General features: G+C 68.8%; 23 protein-coding genes. 11 read left to right on the top strand and 12 right to left on the bottom strand.

All coding sequences use genetic code 11. From position 1 onward, the window contains the following. The first annotated feature begins 117 nt into the window (after positions 1 to 117). From ACIA58_RS41245 to ACIA58_RS41235, 3 genes are all read left to right on the top strand, one after another. Positions 118 to 462 carry a 4-oxalocrotonate tautomerase family protein gene (locus ACIA58_RS41245; RefSeq protein WP_396409342.1) on the top strand — a complete coding sequence of 115 codons (345 nt, stop codon included), beginning with the start codon at positions 118 to 120 and terminating at the stop codon, positions 460 to 462. Continuing rightward, entirely contained in the window at positions 459 to 1,352 is an 894-nt protein-coding gene (locus tag ACIA58_RS41240) for a carboxymuconolactone decarboxylase family protein (protein WP_396409341.1), read from the top strand. Before ACIA58_RS41245 ends, ACIA58_RS41240 begins: the two co-directional genes overlap by 4 nt. Positions 1,353 to 1,706: 354 nt before the next feature. Then, entirely contained in the window at positions 1,707 to 2,093 is a 387-nt protein-coding gene (locus ACIA58_RS41235) for a VOC family protein (protein ID WP_396409340.1), read from the top strand. 96 nt (positions 2,094 to 2,189) lie between these two features. Here ACIA58_RS41235 and ACIA58_RS41230 read toward each other — a convergent pair whose 3' ends face one another. Next, positions 2,190 to 3,098 carry a LysR family transcriptional regulator gene (locus ACIA58_RS41230; protein ID WP_396409339.1) on the bottom strand — a complete coding sequence of 303 codons (909 nt, stop codon included), beginning with the start codon at positions 3,096 to 3,098 and terminating at the stop codon, positions 2,190 to 2,192. A gap of 185 nt (positions 3,099 to 3,283) precedes the next feature. Here ACIA58_RS41230 and ACIA58_RS41225 point away from each other — a divergent pair, with 185 nt between their 5' ends. The 5 genes from ACIA58_RS41225 (at position 3,284) to ACIA58_RS41205 (ending at position 6,768) form a co-directional block, all read left to right on the top strand. Next, entirely contained in the window at positions 3,284 to 3,931 is a 648-nt protein-coding gene (locus ACIA58_RS41225) for an NADPH-dependent F420 reductase (RefSeq protein ID WP_396409338.1), read from the top strand. Between the two features lie 49 nt (positions 3,932 to 3,980). After that, a complete protein-coding gene (locus ACIA58_RS41220; RefSeq protein WP_396409337.1) occupies positions 3,981 to 4,916 on the top strand; it encodes an SDR family oxidoreductase in 936 nt (311 codons plus the stop codon). 38 nt (positions 4,917 to 4,954) lie between these two features. Next, positions 4,955 to 5,689: an SDR family NAD(P)-dependent oxidoreductase gene (locus ACIA58_RS41215; RefSeq protein ID WP_396409336.1), complete on the top strand. Its 735-nt coding sequence runs from the start codon at positions 4,955 to 4,957 to the stop codon at positions 5,687 to 5,689. 17 nt (positions 5,690 to 5,706) lie between these two features. Further along, the gene (locus ACIA58_RS41210) at positions 5,707 to 6,018 is read left to right on the top strand and encodes an NADPH-dependent F420 reductase (RefSeq protein WP_396409335.1); all 312 of its coding nucleotides are present in this window, start codon (positions 5,707 to 5,709) and stop codon (positions 6,016 to 6,018) included. Between the two features lie 102 nt (positions 6,019 to 6,120). Continuing rightward, complete coding sequence (locus ACIA58_RS41205; RefSeq protein ID WP_396409334.1) at positions 6,121 to 6,768, top strand: hypothetical protein; 648 nt, start codon at positions 6,121 to 6,123, stop codon at positions 6,766 to 6,768. Here the strand turns inward: ACIA58_RS41205 and ACIA58_RS41200 are convergent. Genes ACIA58_RS41200 through ACIA58_RS41160 form a run of 9 tightly spaced genes read right to left on the bottom strand, consistent with a single transcriptional unit; the run spans position 6,765 to position 16,321 of the window. Then, positions 6,765 to 7,640 carry a hypothetical protein gene (locus tag ACIA58_RS41200; RefSeq protein ID WP_396409333.1) on the bottom strand — a complete coding sequence of 292 codons (876 nt, stop codon included), beginning with the start codon at positions 7,638 to 7,640 and terminating at the stop codon, positions 6,765 to 6,767. The two genes, ACIA58_RS41205 and ACIA58_RS41200, sit on opposite strands and share 4 nt — an antisense overlap. A gap of 2 nt (positions 7,641 to 7,642) precedes the next feature. Then, entirely contained in the window at positions 7,643 to 9,013 is a 1,371-nt protein-coding gene (locus tag ACIA58_RS41195) for an amidase (RefSeq protein WP_396409332.1), read from the bottom strand. A 22-nt stretch (positions 9,014 to 9,035) separates the two neighbouring features. Next, positions 9,036 to 9,797 carry an SDR family NAD(P)-dependent oxidoreductase gene (locus ACIA58_RS41190; protein WP_396409331.1) on the bottom strand — a complete coding sequence of 254 codons (762 nt, stop codon included), beginning with the start codon at positions 9,795 to 9,797 and terminating at the stop codon, positions 9,036 to 9,038. A gap of 11 nt (positions 9,798 to 9,808) precedes the next feature. Then, the gene (locus tag ACIA58_RS41185) at positions 9,809 to 11,242 is read right to left on the bottom strand and encodes an aldehyde dehydrogenase family protein (protein ID WP_396409330.1); all 1,434 of its coding nucleotides are present in this window, start codon (positions 11,240 to 11,242) and stop codon (positions 9,809 to 9,811) included. Then, positions 11,239 to 12,108: an ATP-binding cassette domain-containing protein gene (locus ACIA58_RS41180; RefSeq protein WP_396409329.1), complete on the bottom strand. Its 870-nt coding sequence runs from the start codon at positions 12,106 to 12,108 to the stop codon at positions 11,239 to 11,241. The genes ACIA58_RS41185 and ACIA58_RS41180 overlap by 4 nt, the downstream gene beginning before the upstream one ends. Then, positions 12,101 to 13,054, bottom strand: a complete 954-nt coding sequence (locus ACIA58_RS41175) for an ABC transporter ATP-binding protein (RefSeq protein WP_396409328.1) — start codon at positions 13,052 to 13,054, stop codon at positions 12,101 to 12,103. The genes ACIA58_RS41180 and ACIA58_RS41175 overlap by 8 nt, the downstream gene beginning before the upstream one ends. Next, the gene (locus tag ACIA58_RS41170) at positions 13,051 to 13,869 is read right to left on the bottom strand and encodes an ABC transporter permease (protein ID WP_396409327.1); all 819 of its coding nucleotides are present in this window, start codon (positions 13,867 to 13,869) and stop codon (positions 13,051 to 13,053) included. Before ACIA58_RS41170 ends, ACIA58_RS41175 begins: the two co-directional genes overlap by 4 nt. Beyond that, a complete protein-coding gene (locus ACIA58_RS41165; RefSeq protein ID WP_396409326.1) occupies positions 13,866 to 14,813 on the bottom strand; it encodes an ABC transporter permease in 948 nt (315 codons plus the stop codon). The genes ACIA58_RS41170 and ACIA58_RS41165 overlap by 4 nt, the downstream gene beginning before the upstream one ends. Then, the gene (locus tag ACIA58_RS41160) at positions 14,810 to 16,321 is read right to left on the bottom strand and encodes an ABC transporter substrate-binding protein (RefSeq protein WP_396409325.1); all 1,512 of its coding nucleotides are present in this window, start codon (positions 16,319 to 16,321) and stop codon (positions 14,810 to 14,812) included. Before ACIA58_RS41160 ends, ACIA58_RS41165 begins: the two co-directional genes overlap by 4 nt. Before the next feature lie 131 nt (positions 16,322 to 16,452). On the opposite strand from ACIA58_RS41160, the gene ACIA58_RS41155 reads away from it, so the two are divergent. From ACIA58_RS41155 to ACIA58_RS41145, 3 genes are read left to right on the top strand one after another with little or no spacing between them, the layout of a single operon-like run. Further along, positions 16,453 to 17,211: a FadR/GntR family transcriptional regulator gene (locus tag ACIA58_RS41155; RefSeq protein ID WP_396409324.1), complete on the top strand. Its 759-nt coding sequence runs from the start codon at positions 16,453 to 16,455 to the stop codon at positions 17,209 to 17,211. Positions 17,212 to 17,263: 52 nt separating this feature from the next. Beyond that, entirely contained in the window at positions 17,264 to 18,913 is a 1,650-nt protein-coding gene (locus ACIA58_RS41150; RefSeq protein WP_396409323.1) for an FAD-dependent oxidoreductase, read from the top strand. After that, complete coding sequence (locus ACIA58_RS41145; RefSeq protein ID WP_396409322.1) at positions 18,913 to 20,304, top strand: sensor histidine kinase; 1,392 nt, start codon at positions 18,913 to 18,915, stop codon at positions 20,302 to 20,304. Before ACIA58_RS41150 ends, ACIA58_RS41145 begins: the two co-directional genes overlap by 1 nt. Positions 20,305 to 20,403: 99 nt before the next feature. Here the strand turns inward: ACIA58_RS41145 and ACIA58_RS41140 are convergent, their stop codons facing one another. Further along, positions 20,404 to 20,952: a hypothetical protein gene (locus tag ACIA58_RS41140; protein WP_396409321.1), complete on the bottom strand. Its 549-nt coding sequence runs from the start codon at positions 20,950 to 20,952 to the stop codon at positions 20,404 to 20,406. A gap of 171 nt (positions 20,953 to 21,123) precedes the next feature. Further along, the gene (locus ACIA58_RS41135) at positions 21,124 to 23,688 is read right to left on the bottom strand and encodes an MXAN_6230/SCO0854 family RING domain-containing protein (protein ID WP_396409320.1); all 2,565 of its coding nucleotides are present in this window, start codon (positions 23,686 to 23,688) and stop codon (positions 21,124 to 21,126) included. Between the last annotated feature and the right edge of the window lie 102 nt (positions 23,689 to 23,790).

Below are 23,790 nucleotides of genomic sequence, written 5' to 3'. Positions count from 1 at the left end.
CGCCTGGCTCCACCACTACAACCACCACCGACCCCACACCGCCACCAACAAACTCCCACCCATCACCCGCCTAACCAACCTCCCTGGGCAGTACATCTAGCTGTCCGCTGTGTACCCATAAGAACATGGATCGGGAGGAGGCCTTGGCCGCGTCGAACGATCCGGCGCGACCTGGCCGCCGGGAGCGGCGACACTGATGCTCCTCGTCGCCGGATTCGGAGCCGTACCGCGACGCCGCGCAAGCCAAGATGTCATCGGAGGAGATCGACCATGCCACTGATCCGCGTTTCCATGTTTCCCGGTCGTGACCAGGACCAGAAAGCTGAGCTGATCCGGCGCCTGACCGACACGTTCATCGACGTGTGCGGCCGGCCCGGTCAGACCGCCGAGGGTGTCTGGGTGATTCTGGAGGAGGTGCCACCCTCGCACTGGGGCGTCGCAGGGCAGGCCGGCCCAGAATGACGACAAACAGGAGAATCCTGCCGCTACCGCTCGACGAAATGGACCCCGGCCAGCGCAAACTCGCCAAGCTCGGTGCCGACACGGTCATCCAGGTGCTCGCCCGCAATCCCGAGCTGATGGAGGCGTCCTCAGGTCTCGGGGCCTACCTGCTGTCCCAGGGCAGGCTTCAGCCCCGCATCCGGGAGCTCATGATTCTGCGCGTCGCACTGCGCGCCGAAGCGCCGTACGAGTGGGCCAACCACGTACCGGCCGCCCTCGGAGCCGGCGCGACAGCGGACGAGATCAACGCGCTGTCCGCACCTGAGGCGAGGTGGGCGCCAGAGGACGAGGCCCCGCTGCGCGCCGCCGACGAACTGTGCGCCGGCGCGTTCGTGACCGATGAGACGTGGGCCGCGCTCGCGGCGAACCACGACGACGCCGAGATCCTGGAGATCCTGTTCCTCGTTGGCTACTACCGGATGATGGCGGGCGTACTGAACTCGGCAGGCATCGAGCCCAAACCCGGTCAGCCCGAACTGGGACGCCCTGTCGAGGCGGCCGCGCAGGTCGAGACCGTCGGGACGGAAAGACCGAGCAGCGGCAGGACCGGTCCGGACGGCAAGTGGGAAGTCACCTTCGCCCACCCGGCAGGGTCCAAACTGATCCTGCTCGACCTCAAGGCGTCCGGCGACTCACTGACCGGCTCGATGTGGGACACCCAACTCGGTGTCGGAGTGGCGATCGCCACCGGAACCATCAACGGCGACCGCATCGACTTCACCGCTGAGATGACCGATCCGATGCGGTTCGATCTCGTCGTCACGGCCTTGATCGAAGGAGACACCTTCACCGGCTCGATCACTATCTCGGGCGGTGGAACCTTCCCCTTTTCAGGAGTCCGCGCGGACTGACAACCGACAGCCGATCCACGGACAGCGACCTAGCATGTCATCGGATGGACGACAAGAGGATTGTCATCCATCCGATGACATGTTAAAAACGTATCGCGTACTGACACCAGGTGACGTCGTCTCTCAGGAGGTTGAGCATGGTGATGCGCACTGGTCCGTCCGTGAGTTCGGCCGGCCGGCTCAGTTGACGACCGGCAGTGCGACGCCCGGGACCTGGTCGAGGCGATCGACCTCGACGTCGAGCGGAGCGCTTGACGATGAGAGCCGAACGGATCCATGCAGTACGGCAAGCCCGGCGGCAGCGGCCGGGCGGTGTGGGACGTCACGATCTCTAGGAACCCAGGAGGGAACGCAATGAAGCTGTTGTTCGAACTCCGCCCGGTCGACCACCTCGACGCGAGCGTCGACTACTACCGCAGCATCGGCCTGCAGACAGTGGCGTGGCCGGATGACGACACCGCGCTGCTGGCCCCGCCGGGCGGTGAGGCGACCATCGCGCTGGTCCGCGATCCGGCCGAAGGGGCACTCGGGACGGGTGGTGTGTACGACGTCGGCGACGTCGACGCGTTCTTCGAGGCCCACGGCGACCTGGACTGGTTGGTCGCGCCGATGTCCGGCCCGCTCGGCCGCTACGCGATCTTCGCCGACCGCACGGGCGCCTGTATCCGGCTCCTCGACCCCGCACCCCACCTCATCGGGTCATCCGGCCTGCCATCCAGCCTGTACGCCGTTGCCGGCTGAGGTCGCGATCGCCGGCCGAGGAGCGACGGTCAGGTCAGTCACGACATGCACAGGATCGCCACGACCGCACGAGTTGACGCAGGCCACGGTCCTACGTCATGACTTTGCCGGGCCCTGAATACGCGGCTGCCACATTTCGTAATTTCCGCATTCCGCGGTGATCTCGGCCGTTTCCAGTGCCGCGGCGAAAAAGTCGTCGACCACTCGCGAGGTGCGCGATTCCGCGACGGCGAGGCAAACCTGTTCAGGCGTCAGTTCCGGGATCGGCACATAGCTGATGTCGGGTCGTGAATAGAAGACGGTCTCCGACCGCCCGACGAACGAGATGCCCCGGCCTGCCGCGACGTGCTCGAGCTTCTCCTCCACCCCGCGCGCCCGGAGTCCGGAATCCGGGTGCGGGCGCCTGGTGGGCTGCGTGCGCGGGTCGGCATGCCAGACCACGGGCTCACCGTCCAGGTCGGCCTCGGAGACCTCCTCCTTGCCGGCCAACCGGTGATCGCCGGGCAGCGCCACCATGAGCGGCTCGGCGTAGAGCGGAGTCAGGCGCAGCCCGGTCTCGTCGATAGGCAGCCGCACATAGCCGACGTCGACGCGGCCGTCCAGCAGCATCAGGGCCTGGTCGTCCCATTCCATCCGCTGCACGTCCACGACCACGTCCGGGTTCCGGGCCTCGAACGCCCGCGCCGCCGGGATGACCGGGATACCGGTCCGGAAGCCGATCACCAGCCGCTGGCTCCCGCGGCCGGCCACGGACACCCGGCGCCGAACCGCGCGCACCGAGGCGAGCAGCGGACCGGCGTCGTCCAGCAGCTGTCGACCCGCGTCGGTCAGCTCCACGCCGTGACTGTCCCTGGTGAACAGCGAGGCACCGAGATCCTGTTCCAGAGCGCGGATCTGGCGACTGAGCACCGGTTGCGCAATGTGCAGATCCTCGGCGGCGCGGCCGAAGTGCAGCCGGTCGGCGACAGCGACGAAGTAGCGCAGCTTGCGCAGGTCCAGATCCATGGGAGCCTCCCGGTCCGGCAATGCCTTCAAGGTATCACCACGGCTGAAAGAGGTCTTGGACACGCACTCCGGCCAGTGGCATTGTCAATGGGGCACGAGCGAATTCTATCGAGGAATTCCGCACCGGATTCTTACCCGGATCGGTCGGGAATTCTGTGTTGTCCAGCTCCAGAAAGCAGGAACATATGAGCAGCGTCAGTTTTATCGGCTCAGGCGGAATGGCCCGCTCAATAGCGGCGCGCGCGGTCGCGGGCGGCAACTCGGTCGAGCTCGTCGGCCGCGACGTGGCCAAGGCCACGGACCTGGCTACGGACCTTGCCACGGACCTGGCCACGGGGCCCGGCGGCGGGGCCACAGTGGGGACGTTCGGCACCGTCCCTGCCGGCGACATCGTGGTCCTCGCCGTGCCGTACACCAGCGCCGTGGCGGTCGTCACCCAGTACGGGGATGCGCTGGCCGGCAAGATCATCATCGACATCTCCAACACCTTCAACGCCGACGCCACCGGGCTCGTCACGCCTGACGGCACGTCCGGAGCACAGGAGATCGCCAAGGCCGCCCCGGCGAGCGCGCACGTCGTGAAGGCGTTCAACACCGTCTTCGGCCACGTCCTGGCCAAGGGCCGTCCGTTGGACGTGCTCTTCGCGGGGGACGACGCACGGGCCAAGGCCGACGTGTCGACGTTCATCGAGAGCCTCGGGCTGCGTCCGCTCGATGTCGGCGGCCTCGAGATGGCCCACTGGCTGGAAGGTGTCGGCCTGCTGCTGATGGGCCTGGCCCGCCACGGCGCCGGGACCTTCGACGTCGCCCTCGGGGTCGATGTTCTCGGCTGAGCGCACCCACATCCCTCCTCTTCCCTGCACCTACCCACAAGGACACAGCGTGCGCGTCTTCGTCGCCGGCGGGACCGGCCATTCCGGTTCGTACATCATTCCCGAGCTCGTCGCCGCCGGGCACGAGGTCACTGCCCTGGCCCGATCGGACGCCGCCGCGGCGGCGCTGGCCGCGCTCGACGCGAAGGTACGTCTCGGCGACCTCCAGGATCTCGACGGGCTGAAGGAGGCGGCCGCGGATGCCGACGGCGTCATCCACGTCGCGCACCGGCAGGACCTGCTGCCCTCCGGCGGGATCGATGTCGTGGCCGCCGCGGAGGTCCCGATCATGCTGGCGTACGGCGAGGCGCTGGCGGGCACCGGGAAACCGCTCGTCGCGGCGGGGAGCATAGGCTCACCAGGGAACCTGGGCCGGCCGGCCACCGAGGACGATCCGGCCCTTCCCGTCGGCGACGAGCACAGGGGCACCCTGCGGGCTCGTAACGCCGTGGAGACCGCCGTGGTCGGCCTCGCCGAGCGGGGCGTGCGGGCGTCGGTCGTGCGGCTTGCCAACATCGCCCACAGCACGACCGATCGTTCCGGCTTCCTCGTGCGGCTGATCGCGCTAGCGAAGGAGAAGGGCTTCGCAGGCTATCCCGGCGACGGCGCGAACCTGTGGAACGCCGTACACGTCCGCGACAGCGCCTCCCTGTTCCGGCTGGCTCTGGAGAAAGGGCCGGCCGGCAGGTACTGGCACGCGGTCGGAGACGGGGCCGTCCCGTTCCGCGCGATCGCGGAGGCCATCGGCAGCCGTCTTGGCCTGCCCGTCGTGAGCGTTCCCGTCGACGAGCTGGTGCTACCGGGGTACTTCGGGTTCCTCGCGAACATCGTCACGCAGACCTATCCGGCGTCCAACTTCATCACTCGCCGAACGCTCGGCTGGGAACCCACCCAGCCCGGCCTGCTCGCCGATCTGGACAACGGCCACTACTTCTCCGCCAGCTGACGGCTGTTCCGGATATTCATCAATTCAAGGGAGTAATCGTGGGAAAGCTCGATGGCAAGGTAGCGGTCATCACCGGCGGATCAACCGGCATGGCGCTGGCCGGTGCCGAATTGTTCGTGGCCGAAGGAGCCCATGTCTTCATCATGGGCCGGCGGAAGGACGCGCTGGACGACGCCGTACAGCAGATCGGCCGCAACGTGACCGCAGTGCAGGGCGATGCGGCCAACCTCGAAGACCTTGACCGTTTGTACGAAACGGTCGAGAACGAGAAAGGCTCCATCGACGTCCTGTGGGCCAGCGCCGGGATGGGCGAGCCGGGCAGGCTCGGTGAGATCACCGAGGAGCAGTTCCATGCCGCGTTCTGGCTGAACGCGCGCGGGACGCTGTTCACGGTGCAGAAGGCTCTGCCGTTGATCAACGACGACGGCTCGATCTTCATGACAGGGTCGAACGCCTCACTCGGGGCCTTCCCCGGCTGGAGTCTGTACGCCGGAAGCAAGGCCGTGCAGCAGGCCTGGGCCCGCGTGTGGCTCAACGAGTTGAAGGACCGGCGGATCCGGGTGAACGTACTGACCCCCGGCCAGGTCGCGACAGCGAAGCAGGAGGAACTGTTCGACGAGGAGACGAAAGCGGCGTTCGAGTCGCTGATCCCGCGGGGAAAGATGGGCCGCCCTGAGGAGATCGCGGCGGTCGCGCTGTTCCTCGCCTCGGACGACTCGAGCTACGTGAACGGGCTCGAACTGGTTGCCGACGGCGGCACCACGGCGATCTGACCGGAGAGAGGGACATCATGAGCAGCATCAGCATCATCGGCGCGGGGAACATGGCCAGCACCATCGGCACCCTGGCAATCAAGAGCGGCAACACCGTCGAGGTGATCGGCCGCGACACGGCCAGGTCCGCGGCTCTGGCCAAGTCACTCGGCGGCGGCGCCACAAGCGGGACATTCGGTGCCGCCCCAGCCGGCGACATCGTCATCCTCGCGGTGCTGTACAACAGCGCCGTGCCGGTCGTCCGCCAGTTCGGGGACGCGCTGGCCGGCAAGATCATCGTCGGCATCAACAACCTCAAAGCCGCCGACGCATCCGGCCCGCGGCCTTAAGAACAAGGCCACTTCAGGAAGTTGCCCGGCGCCCGCTAGCATGCTCAGGTGCTGAACCTGCGCAGCCCCGCGAAGATCCACCAGACGTACGGCGAGCACTAAGTGCGCCGCTTCGCTGTCCTCTCGGTACTTCTGCTGACTGCCTGCACTCAGCAGACCGACAACGCCACACCGACTCCGAGCCAGCCGACGGTCGTTCCGCTAGCTGTCGCGCAGGCCTCCAAGGCTGCGCTGACCGTTGCCGACCTACCGAAGGGCTGGCAAGGCGGTGTGGCGACCGATCCCACGCCGACGCTGGCGTCGACTGTCACGTACGAGCCGGCAGACTGCTGGATGGTCCGGGACCCGATGCGGGATCTCGGCGCACCGGCAACGGCCATCCGCGGCCAGTACTTCATCCGGGTGGACGACAACCCCATCTCCGTCACCGAATTCATCTACTCCTGGCCGGCGCCACGGCTGCCCGTCGTCCAACGCATCGCCGCAACACTCCCGCGCTGCGCCACGATCAAAGGCACTTGGTACGACGGCGAGACGTTCGAGGCGTCCCCGCGCCGGCTCACGGTCCCCGGCCTGAAGGATGGCATCGTCATCCGGACCGGGACTGCGAAGTCCGCGGCCTATGCCGCCTACGTCGCGCGCGGCGGCACCTTGCTCAGGCTCCTCGCGGACAGCGACACCTTCCCGACCGACGCCACGTTCATCCAGTTCCTCAACACCGCGGTCGCTCGCCTCGACGCTGCTGGCTAGTGGCGGCGTTCTATGTGGGGGCGGAGGGTGCCGTCGTAGGGGTTGGGTGGGAGGCCTTGGAGGAGGTCGGGTAGGTGGAAGGTTTGGAAGAGGGAGAGGTCGAAGAAGGCCACGGCGTGGATTATCGCGGTGGCGGTGAGGGTCAGGACCTGGATCTGGAAGGCTCGGTGGAGGTTGTCTTTCGGGTCTCGCATGTAGACGGCGAAGGCGGGGAGGCCGTTGGCCTTCAGGGGGACGAGGTACTGGTCGCCGGGGTGTTCGGCGGGGCAGTGGGTGGAGATGAGGCGGCCGATGTCGCGGGCGCCGCGGAACCAGGACGTGAACGGCGGCATCTCCCAGATCGCGTCGTCGGTGAAGAGGCTGACGATCGCCGGTACGTCGTACTGCTCGAAGGCCGCGCGATACCGGGCCAGGAGCGCTTCGTCGGGGGTGACGGTGGCTCGAGAGGTGATCGGTGTGGGTCGTACGTCGCCGAGCAGGTTTGTGATGCGGGTGGTGGGCCAGCCCTCGATGTCGTGGAGGACGGTCGCGGCCCGCTCGCGCGGTGGGATGCGCTGGAGGGCGGCGATCAGGCCGAGGTCGATCGGGCGGCCGTCCATCAGGGGCTCGGGGATGGGCTCGAGCCAGAGGATCTCGGCGTTCTCGGAGAGGGCACCCTCCGGATGCGCATCGGGTGCGGCCAGGTCGGACGGGAGCGGACGGGTCCCGGCGCGGGCAAGACAGGCGAGCGTGGCGGCTTCCACAACGCCACTCGCCAGCCCGCCGCTGCCGGCCTCCAGGCCGGTCCCCGCTGTTGCCCGCGCGACCTCGAGGGCCTCGGTGGTGGAGCCGAGTAGGCGGTAGCAGTGGGAGATCACGGCGGGGTCGTGCATGGCTACTCCATCGGCCAGGCTCGGGTTTCGGTTTGGTGGTCGGCCAGGTAGCCGGCCAGTGCCAGGGCCTTCATGTCCTGATGATGCGGTACGGCGAGCTGTGCGCCAATGGGCAGCCCGGACGCGGACCATCCGACGTTCACCGTGGTCGCCGGGTGCTGCGACATGTTGTACGGCACCGTGAACCCGATGTGCTCGAACGGCTTCGACGGGTCGTCGGTCGGATACGCGAGCTCCGCCGCAAAAGCTGTGATCGGCGCAACCGGCGACAGAATCACGTCGTACGCCGTGAACACCCGCCCGACCGCAGCCGCCATCGCACCCATCTGGCTGTACCCGTGGAACACGTCGGCCCCGGACAGATCCCCCGCCGTCGACACCCACTCCCGGATCTGCGGAAGGACTTTCGCGCGCCGCTCCTCGGGCAGCGCGGCGATGTCCGTCGCGGAGCGGATCCGCCAGAAACGATCCAGCCCGTCGAGCATCTCCCGCGTGATGATCGGGCCGATCGGCTCGACGACAGCGCCCGCCTTGGACAGTACGTCGGCCGTCGCCGAGATCGCCGCGCTCACCGCAGGATCGACGGCCAACCCAACGCCCGCATCGAGCAGCAACGCCACCCGCAGCCCCTCGAGCTCGACGGAGTAGCTGTCCGCGGAAGCCGGAAACGACGTGTGATCGCGAGCGTCGTACCCGGACATCACCGACAACGCCAGCGCCGCATCGGGCGCCGTACGCGTCAGCGGCCCGATCGCCCGCCCAGGGTACGGATTGCCGACCGCGACCCGACCGTGAGTCGGCTTCAGCCCGACCAGCCCGCACCACCCGGCCGGCAGCCGGATCGACCCGCCGATGTCGGTGCCGAGGTGGATCGGCCCGTACCCAGCCGCCGCCGCGGCCGCCGCGCCCGCGCTCGATCCGCCTGCCGTCCGGGACAGATCCCAGGGATTGCGCGTCAGATGGTGGAACGTCGACACCCCCGACGAGAGCATCCCGTACTCCGGCATCGTGGTCTTGCTGAAGATCACCGCCCCCGCCTCGCGCAATCGAGCGGCCGCGGGCGCATCCTCAGCAGCCGGGGTCAGCACGGTCGCCGCAGTTCCCTGCGGTACCGGCGTACCGCGGGTCGCGATGTTCTCCTTCGCCGTGACCGGTACGCCGTCCAGCGCCCCCGCCGTACCGACCCGCCACCGGCGCTCGGACTCGTGCGCGGCTGCCCGCGCACCGTCCGGGTCGAGCGCATACAGCGCGCAGATCCGAGGCTCGAGTTCCTCGACCCGGGCCAGAACGTCCTCGATCACCTCGACCGGCGACACCGAGCCGTCGCTGTACTTTGCCAGCAGTTCAGTGGCCGTCAGGTCGGCGAGATTCATCCAGGCTCCCTCAGCTAGCTGATCAGTTCGGTGGGTCGAAGCGGCCGTCGACCGCGGTCCAGCCGCCGTCGACCGCGAGCACGCTCCCGGTCACGAAGCTCGCCGCGTCGGACGCGAGGTACACCACCGCGCCCGCGAGTTCGCTCGGTTGGGCCCACCGGCCGAGTGCGCCCTTCTGCGCGTACGCGTCGTACCAGCCCTGGTCGGCCTTGATCTGCGCGGTGAGCGGGGTCTCGACGACGCCGGGAGCGATCGCGTTCGCGCGTACGCCGGACGGCCCGAGCTCGGCCGCCGCCGTACGCAACAACTGCACCAGGCCGGCCTTCGTTGCCGCGTACACCGATTGCCCCGGCTCGACCGTCGTCCCGCGGATCGAGCTGAACCCGATGATGCTGCCGGCCCCTCGCTCCGCCATCCCCCTGCCGAACGCGCGGATCAGCTCGAACGACGCCCGCAGGTTCAGCGACACCACTCGATCGAACTCCGCACCGGTGTAGTCGAGCATCCGCTTCCGCACGTTGGTCGCCGCGGTGAACACCAGCACATCCACGGGATCCAGCTCACCCACCGCCCGTGCGATCGCCGCGTCGTCCAGCACATCCAGCTCGTACGCCGCAAGCTCAGAGCCCGCCGTCTCACGGGCAGCGGCAAGGTCCCGGTCCGCGCACGTGACCCGCGCACCGTGCGCCGCCAGAGCCAGCGCGCTCTCCCGCCCGATCCCACTGCCGGCGCCGATCACCAACGCGTGCTTGCCGTCGAGCCGGAACAGGTTCGCGTAGTCCATTGGGCCACCTCTCACGGGCGGGGACGGATGATCGCCATCCGGGTCGTGGTGAGTTCTTCGATGGCGAAGCGAGGGCCTTCCCGGCCGGTGCCGGAGTCCTTCACGCCGCCGTACGGCATCACGTCGGAGCGGAACCCCGGTACGTCGTTGATCACCACTCCCCCGACCTCCAGCCGGTCGATCGCGGCGAACGCGGTGTCCAGCGACGACGTGAACACGCTCGCGTGCAGCCCGTACCGCGTCTGGTTCACCGCGCGCAGCGCACTGTCGACATCCGGCACGGACCGTACTGCGATCACCGGCCCGAAGATCTCCTCGTCCCACGCCGGCAGACCATCTGGTACGTCGGTCAGCACGATCGGACCGAGTAGGTCGCCGGGCGCCTCGTAGGCGATCGACCCGCCCGCGTGGACCGCATCGCCAACCCACTCGCGGACGCGGGCCGTGGACGCAGCGTTGATCAACGCCGACACCCGCGTCTCCGGATCGCGTGGATCCCCGACGACCACACCGGGCAGGCGAGCTTTGAGTTTCTCCAGCAATGCTTGACGAATCGAGTCGACGGCGATGACACGCTGCACAGAGATACAAGCCTGGCCGGAGGCGTAATACCCGCCGCGCACGATCGCGTCGGCGGCCGCGTCCAGGTCGGCGTCCTCGGCAACGACCAAGGCGGAGTTGGAGCCCAGCTCGAGCAGGACTTTCGTCGGGGCGGCGTCGCGCGCGATGCGATGACCGACAGCGGCGGATCCGGTGAACGACACGGCGCCGATGCGGTCGTCCGTGGTGAGCGTCGCGCCGACGTCCGCTCCACCGGTCACCAACTGAACGGCGCTCTCCGGCGCACCGGCATCCGCGAGGGCGGAGCGCATGAGGTGCGTCAGCCAGAGCGTTGCGAGCGGGGTCTGCGGCGCCGGCTTCACGATGATCGGGCAGCCTGCCGCGAACGCCGGCGCGATCTTGTGCGCCGCCAGCAGTAGCGGGTAGTTGAACCCGGTGATCCCGACGACGACACCGATCGGCTTCCGTACCCAGAAACCCTGCAGCCCTTCGCCACTCGGCAGCAGATCGAGCGGCACGGTCTCGCCGTGCAGCCGAGCCACCTCTTCGGCCGAAGTCTGCAGTGTGAGCAGCGTCCGGTCGATCTCTACCCGGCAGTCGACCAACGGCTTGCCGGTCTCGAGCACCAGCAGCTCGATGAACTCGTCGCGCGCGGCGAGGACCGCGGAATGCACGCTCTGCAAGACTTTCCGGCGCAGGTACGACGGCATTCGGCCCACCGCCTCGCGCACGGACAGGGCGTGGTCGAGGGCGGCCCGCGCCAACTCGACGTCACCGACCGGTGCGTCCGCGACCGTCGAACCGTCGTACGGGAAGACGACCGGAGCGGTCGCCGGTGCCTCGACCCATGCCTCACCGATCGGCAGGCCGGCTGGGAACTTCACGCTGGATCTCCCTTCGCGAGCAGGTCGGACGTCGTCGCGCCGGACAGGGCGCGTTGAAGTGTGGGGATGGCGGAGACGAGCCGTTGTGTGTACGGGTGCTGCGGGGCGGCGTACACGTCGCCGGTGTAGCCGGTCTCGACGATCTGGCCGGCGTTCATGACGGCCACTCGGTCGCAGACGTGCTTGATCACGGACAGGTCGTGCGAGACGAACACCAGCGTGAGGTCGAGCTCGTCGACCAGATCCGAGATCAGGTTCAGGACCTGGGCACGCACCGATACGTCGAGGGCGCTGACCGGCTCGTCGGCGATCAGGATGCGCGGGCGTGGCGCGAGCGCCCGCGCGATCGAGATGCGTTGGCGCTGGCCGCCGGAGAACTGGTGCGGGTATCGATCCCCCGCGTCCGCCGACAGGCCGACGGCTTCGAGCAGCTCGCGCACCCGATCTCCCGAGGCGGGATGGCCTTGGACGACGAGCGGCTCGGCGATGATGTCGCGGACCCGCATCCGTGGATCGAGCGAACTCATCGGATCCTGGAAGACGAGCTGGAGGTTCTCGCGGAGGAACCGCAGGCGGCGATCGGACAACCGGGTGATATCGGTGCCTTCGACAATCACCTTCCCCGACGTCGCGCGGTCGAGGGCCGCGATGATGCGGAGCAGTGTCGACTTGCCGCAACCGGATTCCCCGACGATCCCGAACCGCTCGCCCTGCTTGACCTCCAGGCTCACTCCGCGCAGCGCATGCACGACCGGAGCCGGCTGGAACAGCGACGTCCGCGGTCGCGGATAGTCTCGGACGAGATCGACGACCTGGACGGCGGTCGGCGTCTCGAGCTCGTGGGTCGTCGGGATGTGCTCAGACATCGGCCGCCCCCGCCGGGTGATGGCACGCGAAGCCCTCAGCCTCGTCGCCCGACCATTGCGGCATCTCCTCGCAGAGTGCGGTGGCGTGGGCGCAGCGGGTGCGGAAGACGCAGCCGGACGGGAACTTGCCAGCGGGCGGCACGTTGCCCGGGATCGTGGTCAGGCGCCGGGAGGTGGTGTCGAGGTCGGATGCGGCGAGCAGTCCCTCGGTGTAGCGGTGGCGGGGACGGGTGAACACTTCGCCGACGGGCCCGGATTCGACCACGCGTCCGCCGTACATCACCAGGACGCGTTCGCAGACGGTGGCGACGACGGCGAGGTCGTGGGTGATGAAGAGGAGTGCGGACGAGCGGTCCATCACGCCGCGAACGATCAGGTCGAGGACGAGAGCCTGGACGGTGACGTCCAGCGCCGTGGTCGGCTCGTCGCAGATCAGCAGGGACGGATCGTTGGCCAGGGCAAGGGCCAGGACGACTCGCTGGCGTTGGCCGCCGGACAGCTGGTGGGGGTACGCACGCACGGTCTCGGCCGGGAGTTGCACGCGTTCGAGCAGGTCGGCCGCGGCGGCCCGGGCCGCGGACTTGGGTCTGGTCTGGTGGATCAGCATCGCTTCGGAGAGCTGGTCGCCGATCCGCATGGTCGGGTTGAGCGCGGTCATCGGCTCCTGGAAGACCATCGCGATATCACGGCCGCGGACCCGCGACATCCGGCGCTCGTCGGCGCCGATCAACTCGTGGTCGACCCCGTCGAGGCGGACCGAACCGCCCGCCAGCACATCCTCGGGCAGCAGCCCCAGGACGCTCAACGCCGTCAAGGACTTGCCGGATCCCGACTCTCCGATCAGCCCGACCCGCTCCCCCGCGCCGACCGTCAGGTCGACGTCGGACACCAGCGTCGTGTCGCGCACTTTGACCGACAACCCGCGGACCGTCAGCACATTGCTCATCTCCGGTCCTCCAGCTTGGGGTCGAAGCGATCACGGAGGCCGTCGCCGAGGAGATTGAAACCGAGCACGGCGACGGCGATCGCGATCCCCGGGAAGATCGCGAGCCGGGGTGCGCTGAAGAGGAACTCCTGGCTCTCCTGCAGCATCCGGCCCCAGGACGGTGTCGGCGGCGGCGTGCCGTACCCGAGGAACGAGAGCGCCGCCTCCGCGAGTACTGCGATCGCGAACGACACCGAGGCTTGCACGGTGATCAGACTGGTCACGTTGGGCAGGACGTGCCGGACCGCGATCGGCCACGGCCGTCGCCCGGCGGCGCGGGCCGCGAGCACGTACTCGGTCCGCATCACCTGCAGCGCGCCGCTGCGGATCACCCGCGCGAAACTCGGCACCGAGGCGATGCCGATGGCAATCATCGCGGTCAGCGTGCTCGCCCCGAACACCGCACCGAACATGATTGCCAACAGCAACGCCGGGAACGCGAGCAGCAGATCGTTGGCGCGCATGATCGCCTCGCTGGGCCATCGCCGGATCATCGCCGCCAGGATTCCCAGCGGTACGCCGATCACCGCGGCGACGCCGACCGCGACGACGCCGACGAACAGCGTCGTCCGCGAGCCGACCATGATCTGGCTGAGCACGTCCCGCCCGAACTTGTCGGTCCCGAACCAGTGCGACCACGACGGCTTCAGCAACCGCGAGGCGGGCGTCACCAGCGTCGCGTCGTACGGGGTCCAGACGAAGGACACGAGCGCCATCAGGACGATGCCTGCGACGATCACGCCGCCGGCGACGAGGCTCGGGTTCACTCGCCTCATGACGCCGTCCTCAGTCGCGGGTCGAGCGCGACGTACAGCAGGTCGACGACGAAGTTGACCAGGAGGACGGCGAGGACGAGGACCATCACGACGTCCTGGACAAGAAGGAGGTCGCGGTTCGAGACGCCGTCCAGGAGGAGGCTTCCCAGTCCTGGGATGACGAAGACTCGCTCGACCACGACCGCGCCGATCAGGAGCGTCGCGAGCTGCAGGCCGAGGACTGTTACGACAGGGACGGCGGCGTTGCGGAGGCCGTGGCGCCACAGTGCCTGGAACGGGCGGAGGCCTTTGGCTCGCGCCGTGCGTAGGTAGTCCTCGCGGAGCACGTCCAGGACCGCGCTGCGGACGTAGCGGGTGAGGACGGCGCCTTGGACGAGGCCGAGGGACAGCGCGGGCAGGATCAGTTGTTCGAGGAACATCCCGGGATCCTGGGCCGGTGGCGTCCAGCCGTTCGCAGGGAGCCAGCCGAGTTTCACTGCGAACAAAACGATGAGCAGGATGCCGGCCAGGAACGCCGGGACCGCCACACCGATCTGGGAGACCGCGGACAGCGCGAGTCCGGAGGCCTTACGATGCCGCGCGGCCATCACCGTCCCGGCCGGAACGGCGATGGCCAGCGCGATGATCATCCCGGCGACGACCAGCCACAGCGTCACCTGCAGGCGATCGAACACCTGCGGCCCGATCGCCACCTTCGACACGTACGACGTACCGAGGTCACCGTGGAGCAGTCCGCCGAGCCAGTCGAAGTACTGCGTCGGCAGCGGCCGGTCGAGGCCGAACTGCCGGCGCAATTCGGCGACCGCTTCATCGGACGCGTTCACCCCGAGCGCCACCCGGGCCGGGTCGCCGGGCAGCACCGCCATGAACGCGAACACCAGCACCGAGCTCACCGCGAGACTGACCAAGAACACGCCGGTGCGCTCGATCAGGCGGAGAATCATCGCGCGAGCTTGGAGAGATCGAAGTTCTCGGTGATCGCGTTGGTCGGCAGTCCCTTGATGTCCTTGTCGGCGACCATCAGGTTCGGGAGGAGGAAGAGCCAGTCGCCCGCGGCCTGCTCGGACAGCCGGCGCGCCGCCTTCTTCATGTTGTCGACCTGCGCGGCCTCGTCGCCGGAGTCCGCCGCGGCGAGATAGCCCTGCAGGGTCGGATCGTCGTACCGGGTGTAGTACTTCGCGTTGAAGACCGCGCCCAGGTCGCGCGGCTCGACGTGCGCGATGATCGACATGTCGTAGTCGGCGTTCTTGAAGACCGTCGTCAGCCATGCCGCCGGGAACTCGAGCTGGTCGATCTGGACCTTGAGTCCGGCCTGCTCGAGCATGCTCTTGACCACCTGGCCGCAGGACGTTGCGTACGGCAACGTCGGCAGCCGCAGCCGGAGGGTCTTGCCGGCCGCACCGGATGCCTGCAGCAACGACTTCGCCTTGGCCAGGTCGAACGGCGCGACGCCGGTCAGGTCCTCGTACCACGGGTCGGTCGGCGGCACCATGCTGCCGATCAGCTTCCCGCGACCGGCCCAGCAGGTGTCCAGCAGCGCCTTGTGGTCGATCGCCATCCGGATCGCCTGGCGGGTCCGGACGTCCTTGAACACCGGCCGGGAGTTGTTGAACGACAGCAGCACCTCGCCGTTCGTCGTACCTTCGATCACCTGGTACTTCGAATTGCTGGTGAACTGGCTGAGCGCTTCGGGCGCCTGGACCGTGCTGATCACGTTGATCGTGCTGGTCAGCAGCGCATTGTTCAGCGCGGTCGCGTCCTTGAAGTACTTCAGCGTGATCTGCTGGAAGAACGGCTTGCTGCCCCAGTAGTCGTCGTTGCGCACCATGATGATCGAGTCGCCGCGGTTCCACTTCGAGAACTTGAACGGCCCCGTGCCGACCGGGGCGGTCGCGAGCGCGCTGACGCCGCTCTCCGAGAACATCGCGCCGATCCGCGTGGTCATCCGGAACAGCCAGTCGTTGCTCGGCTTGGCCAGGGTCACCTGCAGCTGCGTCGGCGAGAGCGCCTTGGCCTGGCTGACCACGTCCATCGCGGCCTTCAGCGAGATCGTCCACGCGGTCTTCACCCGGTTGATGCTGAACACCGCGTCGTTGGCGGTGAACTGCTTGCCGTTGGTGAACTTCGCGTTGTCGACCAGGTCGAAGGTGTAGGTCTTGCGGTCCGGCGAGACCGTCCACGACTTCGCCAGCGACGGCACGATCTTGCCGGAGTCGTCCTGCTTGACCAGCGTCTCGTACACGTTCCCGAGCAGCACCTGCGGGATCGCGGCGCCGTCGGTGGTGGTGAAGTCCAGGCTGGCCGGCTCGGCGACCAGACCGATCGACAGCTTCTGGTCGCCGCCGGGCGAACTGCCCGACGACGTACTCGACCCTGCTGAGCAGGCGGTCAGGGCCAGCACCGCCGCGGAGGCGACGAACGCGACCGCCCGAATGCGAAACGACGACTTCACGCCAACTCCTTCAGAGGCACTACTACTGCTGCGACTACTCCGGTACTGGTCCGACCAGTGGACTAGGTACCACTGGGCCACTAGATTTGTCCCTGCTCAAGTGCCTGTCAAGCGACTAGGGGGTGCGCCGGGTGACAACGGGACCTCAGTTCCAGCCGGTACAACCCGTGCGCGCGTACCAACGGATCGTCGAGCAGATCGAGGACGCGCTGGCCCGCGGCGACCTGGCCCCGGGGCAGCGACTCCCGAGCGAGCGCGAGCTGGTCGCGCAGTTCGCGGTCAGCCGCTCGACCGTCCGCGAGGCGCTGCGGGTGCTGGAGAGCAACGGCGTGGTCCGCTCCCGGCCCGGCGACCCGAACGGTCCGGAGATCCTGCCGTTCTCGCAGTCCGCGCTGCGCAAACAGATGGTCCGGCTGGCCCGGGTCGACGAGCTGACCCTGAGCGAGCTGATCGGGTTCCGGATGATCATGGACGGCGCCGCGATCCAGGTCGCGTCCCGGCTGCGCACGCCCGACGAGCTGGACGATCTCGAGGAGACGCTGGTCGCGATGCGAGCCGCGATCGACGTCGACTTCGACGCGTTCAGCCAGGCCGATCTCGCATTCCACGAGCTGATCGCGCGGATCAGCCGCAACTCGCTGATCCAGACCTGCAACGAGGTCGTCCGCGGCGTCGTACTCAGCCTGATCTCCGACAAGATCGCCCACGCGCCGAACAGCCGCGCCCTGATGCTCGAGTCGCTGCACCACCACGCCGAGGTCGTCGACGCGATCCGAACCGGCAACGGCCACGCCGCCGCCCGCCTGGCCCGGCAGAACATGTTCGACTACTACGCCGGGTACGTGCCAGACTCCGAGCAGGAAACGTTGCGTGCGCTCATAGAGGATTGAGCGCATCCCGTGGCATTCTGACGGGGATCGCTTCACTGGTGGGGGGCACCGCGTGAGCAAACCTGCGATTCTGACTGTCGACGACGACCCGATGGTTTCGGCGGCGATCTCCCGGGACCTGCGCCGCCGGTACGGCGACGACTACCTGGTCGTGCGCGCGACCTCCGGCGATCAGGCTCTCGCCGCACTGACCAAACTGGCCTTGCGCAACCAGCCGATCGCGCTGATCGCCACCGACCAGCGGATGCCCGGCATGACCGGCATCGAGCTGCTCGAACGCGCCCGCGAGCACGCACCGAGCGCGAAGTACCTGCTGCTCACCGCGTACGCCGACACCGACGTCGCGATCCGGGCGATCAACGACATCGGCCTCGACTACTACCTGCTGAAGCCGTGGGACCCGCCCGAGGACCAGCTGTTCCCGGTCGTCGACGACCTGCTCGGCGACTGGCAGCACGCCAACCCCGACCACGTCTCCGACATCCGTGTCGTCGGCAACCGTTGGTCCGACCGGGCCCACGACATCAAGACCTTCCTGGCCCGCAACCACGTGCCGTACCACTGGTACGACGTCGAACGCGACCCCGAGGCCCAACGCCTGAAGGACCTGGCCGATGCCTCCGACAACGATCTCCCGCTGGTCCTGATCCCGGAGAGCGACACGCTGCGCTCCCCCACCACCCTCGATCTGGCCTCGGCGCTGGGCCTGCGCACCAGAGCCGAGCAACCGCTGTACGACGTCTGCATCGTCGGCGGCGGACCCGCGGGCCTCGCCGCCGGCGTCTACGCCGCGTCCGAAGGCCTGAGCACGGTGATCATCGAACGCGAGGCACCCGGCGGCCAGGCCGGACTCAGCGCCGCGATCGAGAACTACCTCGGCTTCCCGCGCGGACTGACCGGCTCGGACCTCGCCCAGCGAGCGGTCGCACAGGCCTCCCGTTTCGGCGCCGAGATGGTGCTGGCACGCTCCGTGGTCGGACTTGAATCGCGCGGCCCGGTGCACGCCGTACTGCTGGAAGGATCCGGTGAGATCGAGGCCCGGGCGTTGATCGTCGCGACCGGCGTCTCGTATCGCAGCCTCGACGTCGACGGCCTCGCCGACCTCACCGGCCGCGGCGTGTACTACGGCGCAACCGCCAGCGAGGCGAGCCAGGTCCAGGACGACGAGGTGTACATCGTCGGCGCGGCGAACTCGGCCGGACAAGCCGCCCTCAACCTCTCGCGCTACGCCAAACGGGTCGTCCTCCTCGTCCGCGGCGAGTCGCTCGAGAGCTCCATGTCGCGGTACCTGATCGACAAGATCACCAAAGCGCCGAACGTCGAGGTGCGGTGCCGGACCGAGGTGGTCGGTTGCCGCGGCGAAGGCCACCTCGAGAGCCTGACGCTGGCCGACCGCAACTCCGGTCGCGTCGAGGAGGTGGCGGCCAGCTGGCTGTTCGTCTTCGTCGGCGCGATCCCGCGGACCGACTGGCTCGGCGACTCCGTCGCACGCGACGAGAAGGGCTTCGTGGTGACCGGGCCCGACGTGATCGGGTTCGATCGGTGGGCGCTGCCGCGGGCGCCGTACGCGTTGGAGACCAGCGTGCCGGGGGTGTTCGCCGCCGGCGACGTTCGGCTGGACTCGATGAAACGGGTGGCCTCCGCCGTCGGCGAAGGCGCCATGTCGGTCTATCTCGTCCACCGCTACCTGGCGACCGTCTGATGCGCGCCGACGACCTCCGGGACATCCCGCTCTTCGCCGGGCTGACCGACACGCAACTGGACGAGCTGATCGACGGCAGCACCGAGGTCCCGATCGAGCTCGGCGTCGACCTGTTCCACGAAGGCGAGCCGGCGGACTTCTGGTGGGTGCTCGTCGACGGCGTGATCGCGCTGCACCGCAAGATCGGCCGCGAGGACACGGTCATGGGGAAGATGGACGTCCCCGGACGCTGGGCCGGCGGGTTCCGGGCCTGGGACGAGCACGGCGCGTACCTCGCCAGCGGCCGCGGTCTGGCCGAAGGACGGGTACTGCGGGTGCCGACCGACCTCCTGCGGGAGCGGATCGATGCGTGGTTCCCGCTCGCCGGACACTTGATCAAGGGCGTGTACGGGACCGCCCGGGCGATCGAGTCGACGGCCCGGCAGCGCGAATCGCTGATCACGCTCGGCACCTTGGCGGCCGGCCTCGCGCACGAGATCAACAACCCCGCCGCGGCCGCGGCCCGTTCGGTCAGCGCGCTCGACACCGCCTGCGTCACGCTGCTGTCCGCGCTGCGCCGGCTCGCGGAGGGCGACGTGACGGCGGCGCAGTTCGGTGCGCTCGACGAGCTGCGCCTGGAACTCGGTTCGGGTGCGGCGGTGCCGGATCCGGTCGATCTCGCCGATCACGAGTCGGCGATCTCGGACTGGCTCGGCGATCACGGTGTCGCACAGGACTGGTTCATCGCGCCGCCACTGGCCGCCGCGGGCGCCGGTGTCGAGTGGTGCGAGCGCGCGGCCGACGTACTCGACGATGCGTTGGAGCCCGGCCTCGAATGGGTCGCCAGCACGCTGTCCGCGGCGACATTGCTGGGTGAGGTGAAGGAGTCGACGCGGCGGATCACCGAATTGGTGGCGGCGGTCCGCTCGTACTCGCAGATGGACCGCGGTTCGATCCAGACCATCGACGTCACCGAGGGCATCGAGAGCACGCTGGTGATGCTCGGGCACAAGCTCCGCGACGGCGTCGAGGTGATCCGCGAGTACGGCGCCGACGTACCGCGGATCGACGCGTTCGCGGGCGAACTCAACCAGGTGTGGACCAACCTGATCGACAACGCGGTCGACGCGATGGACGGCGCCGGCACGCTGCGGATCATGACCCGGACCGACGGCGACCGGATCGTGGTCGAGTTCACCGACACCGGCCGCGGCATGCCGGCCGAGGTCGCGGCGCGGGCGTTCGAGCCGTTCTACACGACCAAGGACGTCGGCAAGGGCACTGGTCTGGGCCTCGACATCGCCCAGCGGATCGTCGCCGAGCACCACGGCGGCACGATCACCATCACGTCGCGACCCGGCCAGACCACACTCCAGGTGCGATTGCCGCGGCAGCCCAGCCCGGCTCGTTGATTCGTACCGAACGACAGGAGGTAGTGGCGGTGCGCGCCGTCACGCCTGGGAGCCCGCCCGCTCCGGCGTGGACCACGTCCTGTCGTTCGGTACGGGTCCTCAGGTGTCGTGCTCGAGAATCCGGACCCGCGGCACCTTCAGCAGCTTGCGGGCCTTCGCGGACCAGTCGGAGCAGACGAAACGGGCCGCGGTCTCCGGCCAGGCGACCACCACGACCTCCTTGCAGCCCGTGGCCTTCACCATCTGCATCAGCGCCAGCATGATCTCGCCGTGCGTGATGGACACATGCACCTGGTAGCCGCTCGCAGCCCGCAGGCGGCGCGAACTGTGCTCGATCACCGACGCGAGGTCGACGGCCGGATCCGCGAGGGTGGCCACCGGTGTCCGGCCCAGAGCGTCCGTCGGGCCGCCCCGTGCCGACGGCCCTGTGGCCGTGCCGACCACGGACGCCGAGCCGGTGAGGCCGGCCACATCCGCGAACGTCGAGCCCAGCAGCGCCATCGGACCACCGAATCCGCTGTCCGGATGACTGGAGACCAGCAGGTGGTAGTCAACGGCTTCTTCGTGTCTTGCGTACAGGGCGGCAACGCGGCGCGCGTCGCCCTCACTCATCTCCCGCTCGATGAGCACCACCACGTCGTACGTCATTCGTGGCTCCCTTCGCGTCAATTCCGTTGTACTCCTGCACCGGAGCGCACCAAAGCGACACCCCCGCCTCCGTCACGGAACTGTCAAATATTTCTCAGGCCCTTGCCAGACTCGCCCGGGCGAAGGGGCCGCCTGTCCCCCGCGCCTCCGTCCGGGCGCACGATGCGGGTCTCAGACCGGGCGTAGGCTCGCGCGGGCGCGAGTGTCCGGGGCCAGGACGGCGAGCAGGTGCGGCGCGTCGATCAGGGACACGCTCGCGTGGTCGAGCAGCCGCGGGTGCAGCGCAAACACCTCCGTCCCAGGTCGCGGTGTGAGATCACCGGCCAGAACCGCGACGAAGTCGGCCTTGTTCACCGCGTCGTCGTCCCATCGCCGGTCGGGCTCCAACCGAGCCGTCACCCGCCGCGCGAACGCCGCGAGCTCCTCGGACGGCTGCCGGCAGTACCCCACGACCGATCCGTCGGCGCACCGGACGGCGATCTCGTCGGTCCGCGCCGCCGCATGCCAGCAGCAGACCTCCCACAGGCTGACCCGATCCCCCGACCCGTGCACCTCCTCCAGCGTCGCCGCCATCAGCCCGAGCCGGCCGCCGTACCTCGCGACGTTGTGACCGTATCCGGCCGCGCCGAGGTTCACGTCGTACCAGCGCAGCTCCTTGGTCCGCAGGTCGACGCCGAACGGCATCAGGATCTTGGCCGGCCCGGACAGGTCGAACCGCTCCTCGACCGCGGCCGGATCGAACAGACCGTTCGGTTGGCGCATCACCCCGACGAACCCGCGCTCCAACTGATCGAACGGCACGTCGTTGTAGCTGAACACCACGGGCAGCACATACCGGCCGTCGAGCCGCCGTACCGCCCGCAGATCGAGATCCACGAACTCGGTCGACCCGTGCGGCGCGGGCGCGGAGGTCAGGTCGCCGGAATGCACCAGCGCGTCCTGGTCGAACCGCAGTCGCGTGTAGTCGCACAACCCGACGAACGCCCACTCCTCGTCGAAGACCGCCACGGACAGGTCGAGATCGATCCGCCGTCCGGCCGGCTCCACCCAGTGCAGGAACAGCCGCAGCAGCTCGTCCTGCGGGATCGGCACCGCGCTCCCCCGCGTCATCCGCAGCAGGCTCGACGAAGAACTCCGCTCCGAACCCGGCGCGGCCAGGCGGGTCAGCTCCTCGTCCAGGAACACCCGCCGCCAGCGCGGAAGATCCGTTGCCCGCCGCAACATTTCTCCGGTCAGCACACCGGACAGCTCGAGGGCCAGCTCGGCCGGCAACGGCTCGCGCTCGTCGACCGACGTCCAGATCCGCGCCGTCCCGCCGCGCGGGAAGAACAGCCGCAGATCGCCGGGCGGCGTCCGGACCTGGCCGAGGGCAGCCGTGATCACCACCGGCGACACGTCCGACACGGCGGTCGTCAGCGCCTCGACGAGCAGCGCGTGCTGCTCGGGCGGAAGCGCCCGCGCGAGGTGCACAAGGCGGCGTACCAGCTCGCCGGGACGCTCCCGGAGCAGGTCGAGCGCCTGCTCGGGCCGGCCTTGCGCGAAGGCGCCCTCGACCCGCGCGGCGAACGTGCTCATCACCAGCCGCCCGGCCTCCACCCGGACCAACGGATGCCGAGACGCTTCACCGGCCACCGCCCGCCCGGCCGCGGTGCCGAGATCCGGATCGGTCCGGCGCAGGATCGCGAACGCCAGCGCCGCCACCGGGAACCGGGTCGCGAACTCGAAGGGATGCAGATTCTCCGCGATCCGTTTCCAGGCGCGCTCGTGGCGCAGCAGGTCCTCGACCAGCGTCTCCACCGGCAGCCGGTCCAACCGCTCCAGCACCAGCCGTCGAGTTGCCCGCGGCAACGACCTCCGCCGGGCCGGTGGCGTCCGCAGGCCGGGGTCGGCGTCCATCAAGGCATAGATCAGCCGCAGTACGTCGGTAGCGGTGTCGGTGCGATCGATCAGCTCCGGATCATCGGCGAGGAAACGCGCGATGACGAGCGCCCGCGTCTCCCGGACCGGCACCTCGTCCGGCAGCCAGGACGGATCGGCGCCGTCGAGCAACACCTGCAGGTCGGCGCGATCCGAAGCCGACAGGGGCGAGCGCCGCACCAGCAGCGACGCGAGGGTCTCGCGCGCCGAGTCGACCGTCGCCGGCGAGAGCAGCCGCAGGCGGTCCGAGCGGACGTGCGCGGGCTGCTCCTCGTCGAACGACGGCTTGAGGAACGGGTCCTTGCGATCGATCCGGCGCAGGCAGAGCGGACAGGCGCTGAAGTCCGACCCGTCCCAGCAGGTCCGGCAGACCAGATGGGCGCACGGCGAGACCGCATGCACGGCCTTCGTGTCACCGCACAGCACACAAGGCTGATCGGGCTCCTGGAGGAGACGGGCGAACACTCTGTTCACATAGAAGGTCTCGGTGTTGCCCGGCACGCTCTCCGGGAAGCCACGGAACAGCGGCGCGTGGTGGACATCGTGACCGGACTCGGCGTCGAGCAGGTCGAGCAGCGCAGTTCCGAAAGCTGCAAGTGCGGGAGCTGAGAGCGAGGCGCAGTACCGGTAGAGGCCGACAGACAGCAGGAAGCCTCGCTGGATCAAGTCGGCCTGGAGCGCGGACAGGCCGGTCTGGATGGTGAGCGGACGGCGCAGCCATTGCCAGGCGGAGCGTCGCACCGCCGGGGTCAACGTCGTGGTGTCGACGTGCCGGCGGCGGCGCAGCAGGACCGCAGCCTGCGCTGATGCTTCCGGCATGGCTTCTCCCCGTTCGGCGTCCTGTGATGACGGCGCCAGGGGCGGAGAGCGGACGCGCTACTTGGCCTGGTGAAGGAGAAGGAAGCACGTCCAGGAGCCGCC

The organism is Kribbella sp. NPDC051586 (assembly GCF_044453965.1).
GTDB lineage: Bacteria > Actinomycetota > Actinomycetes > Propionibacteriales > Kribbellaceae > Kribbella.
Note: the sequence above shows the minus strand (reverse complement) of the source record. Positions and strands in the feature narration are given on the sequence as shown.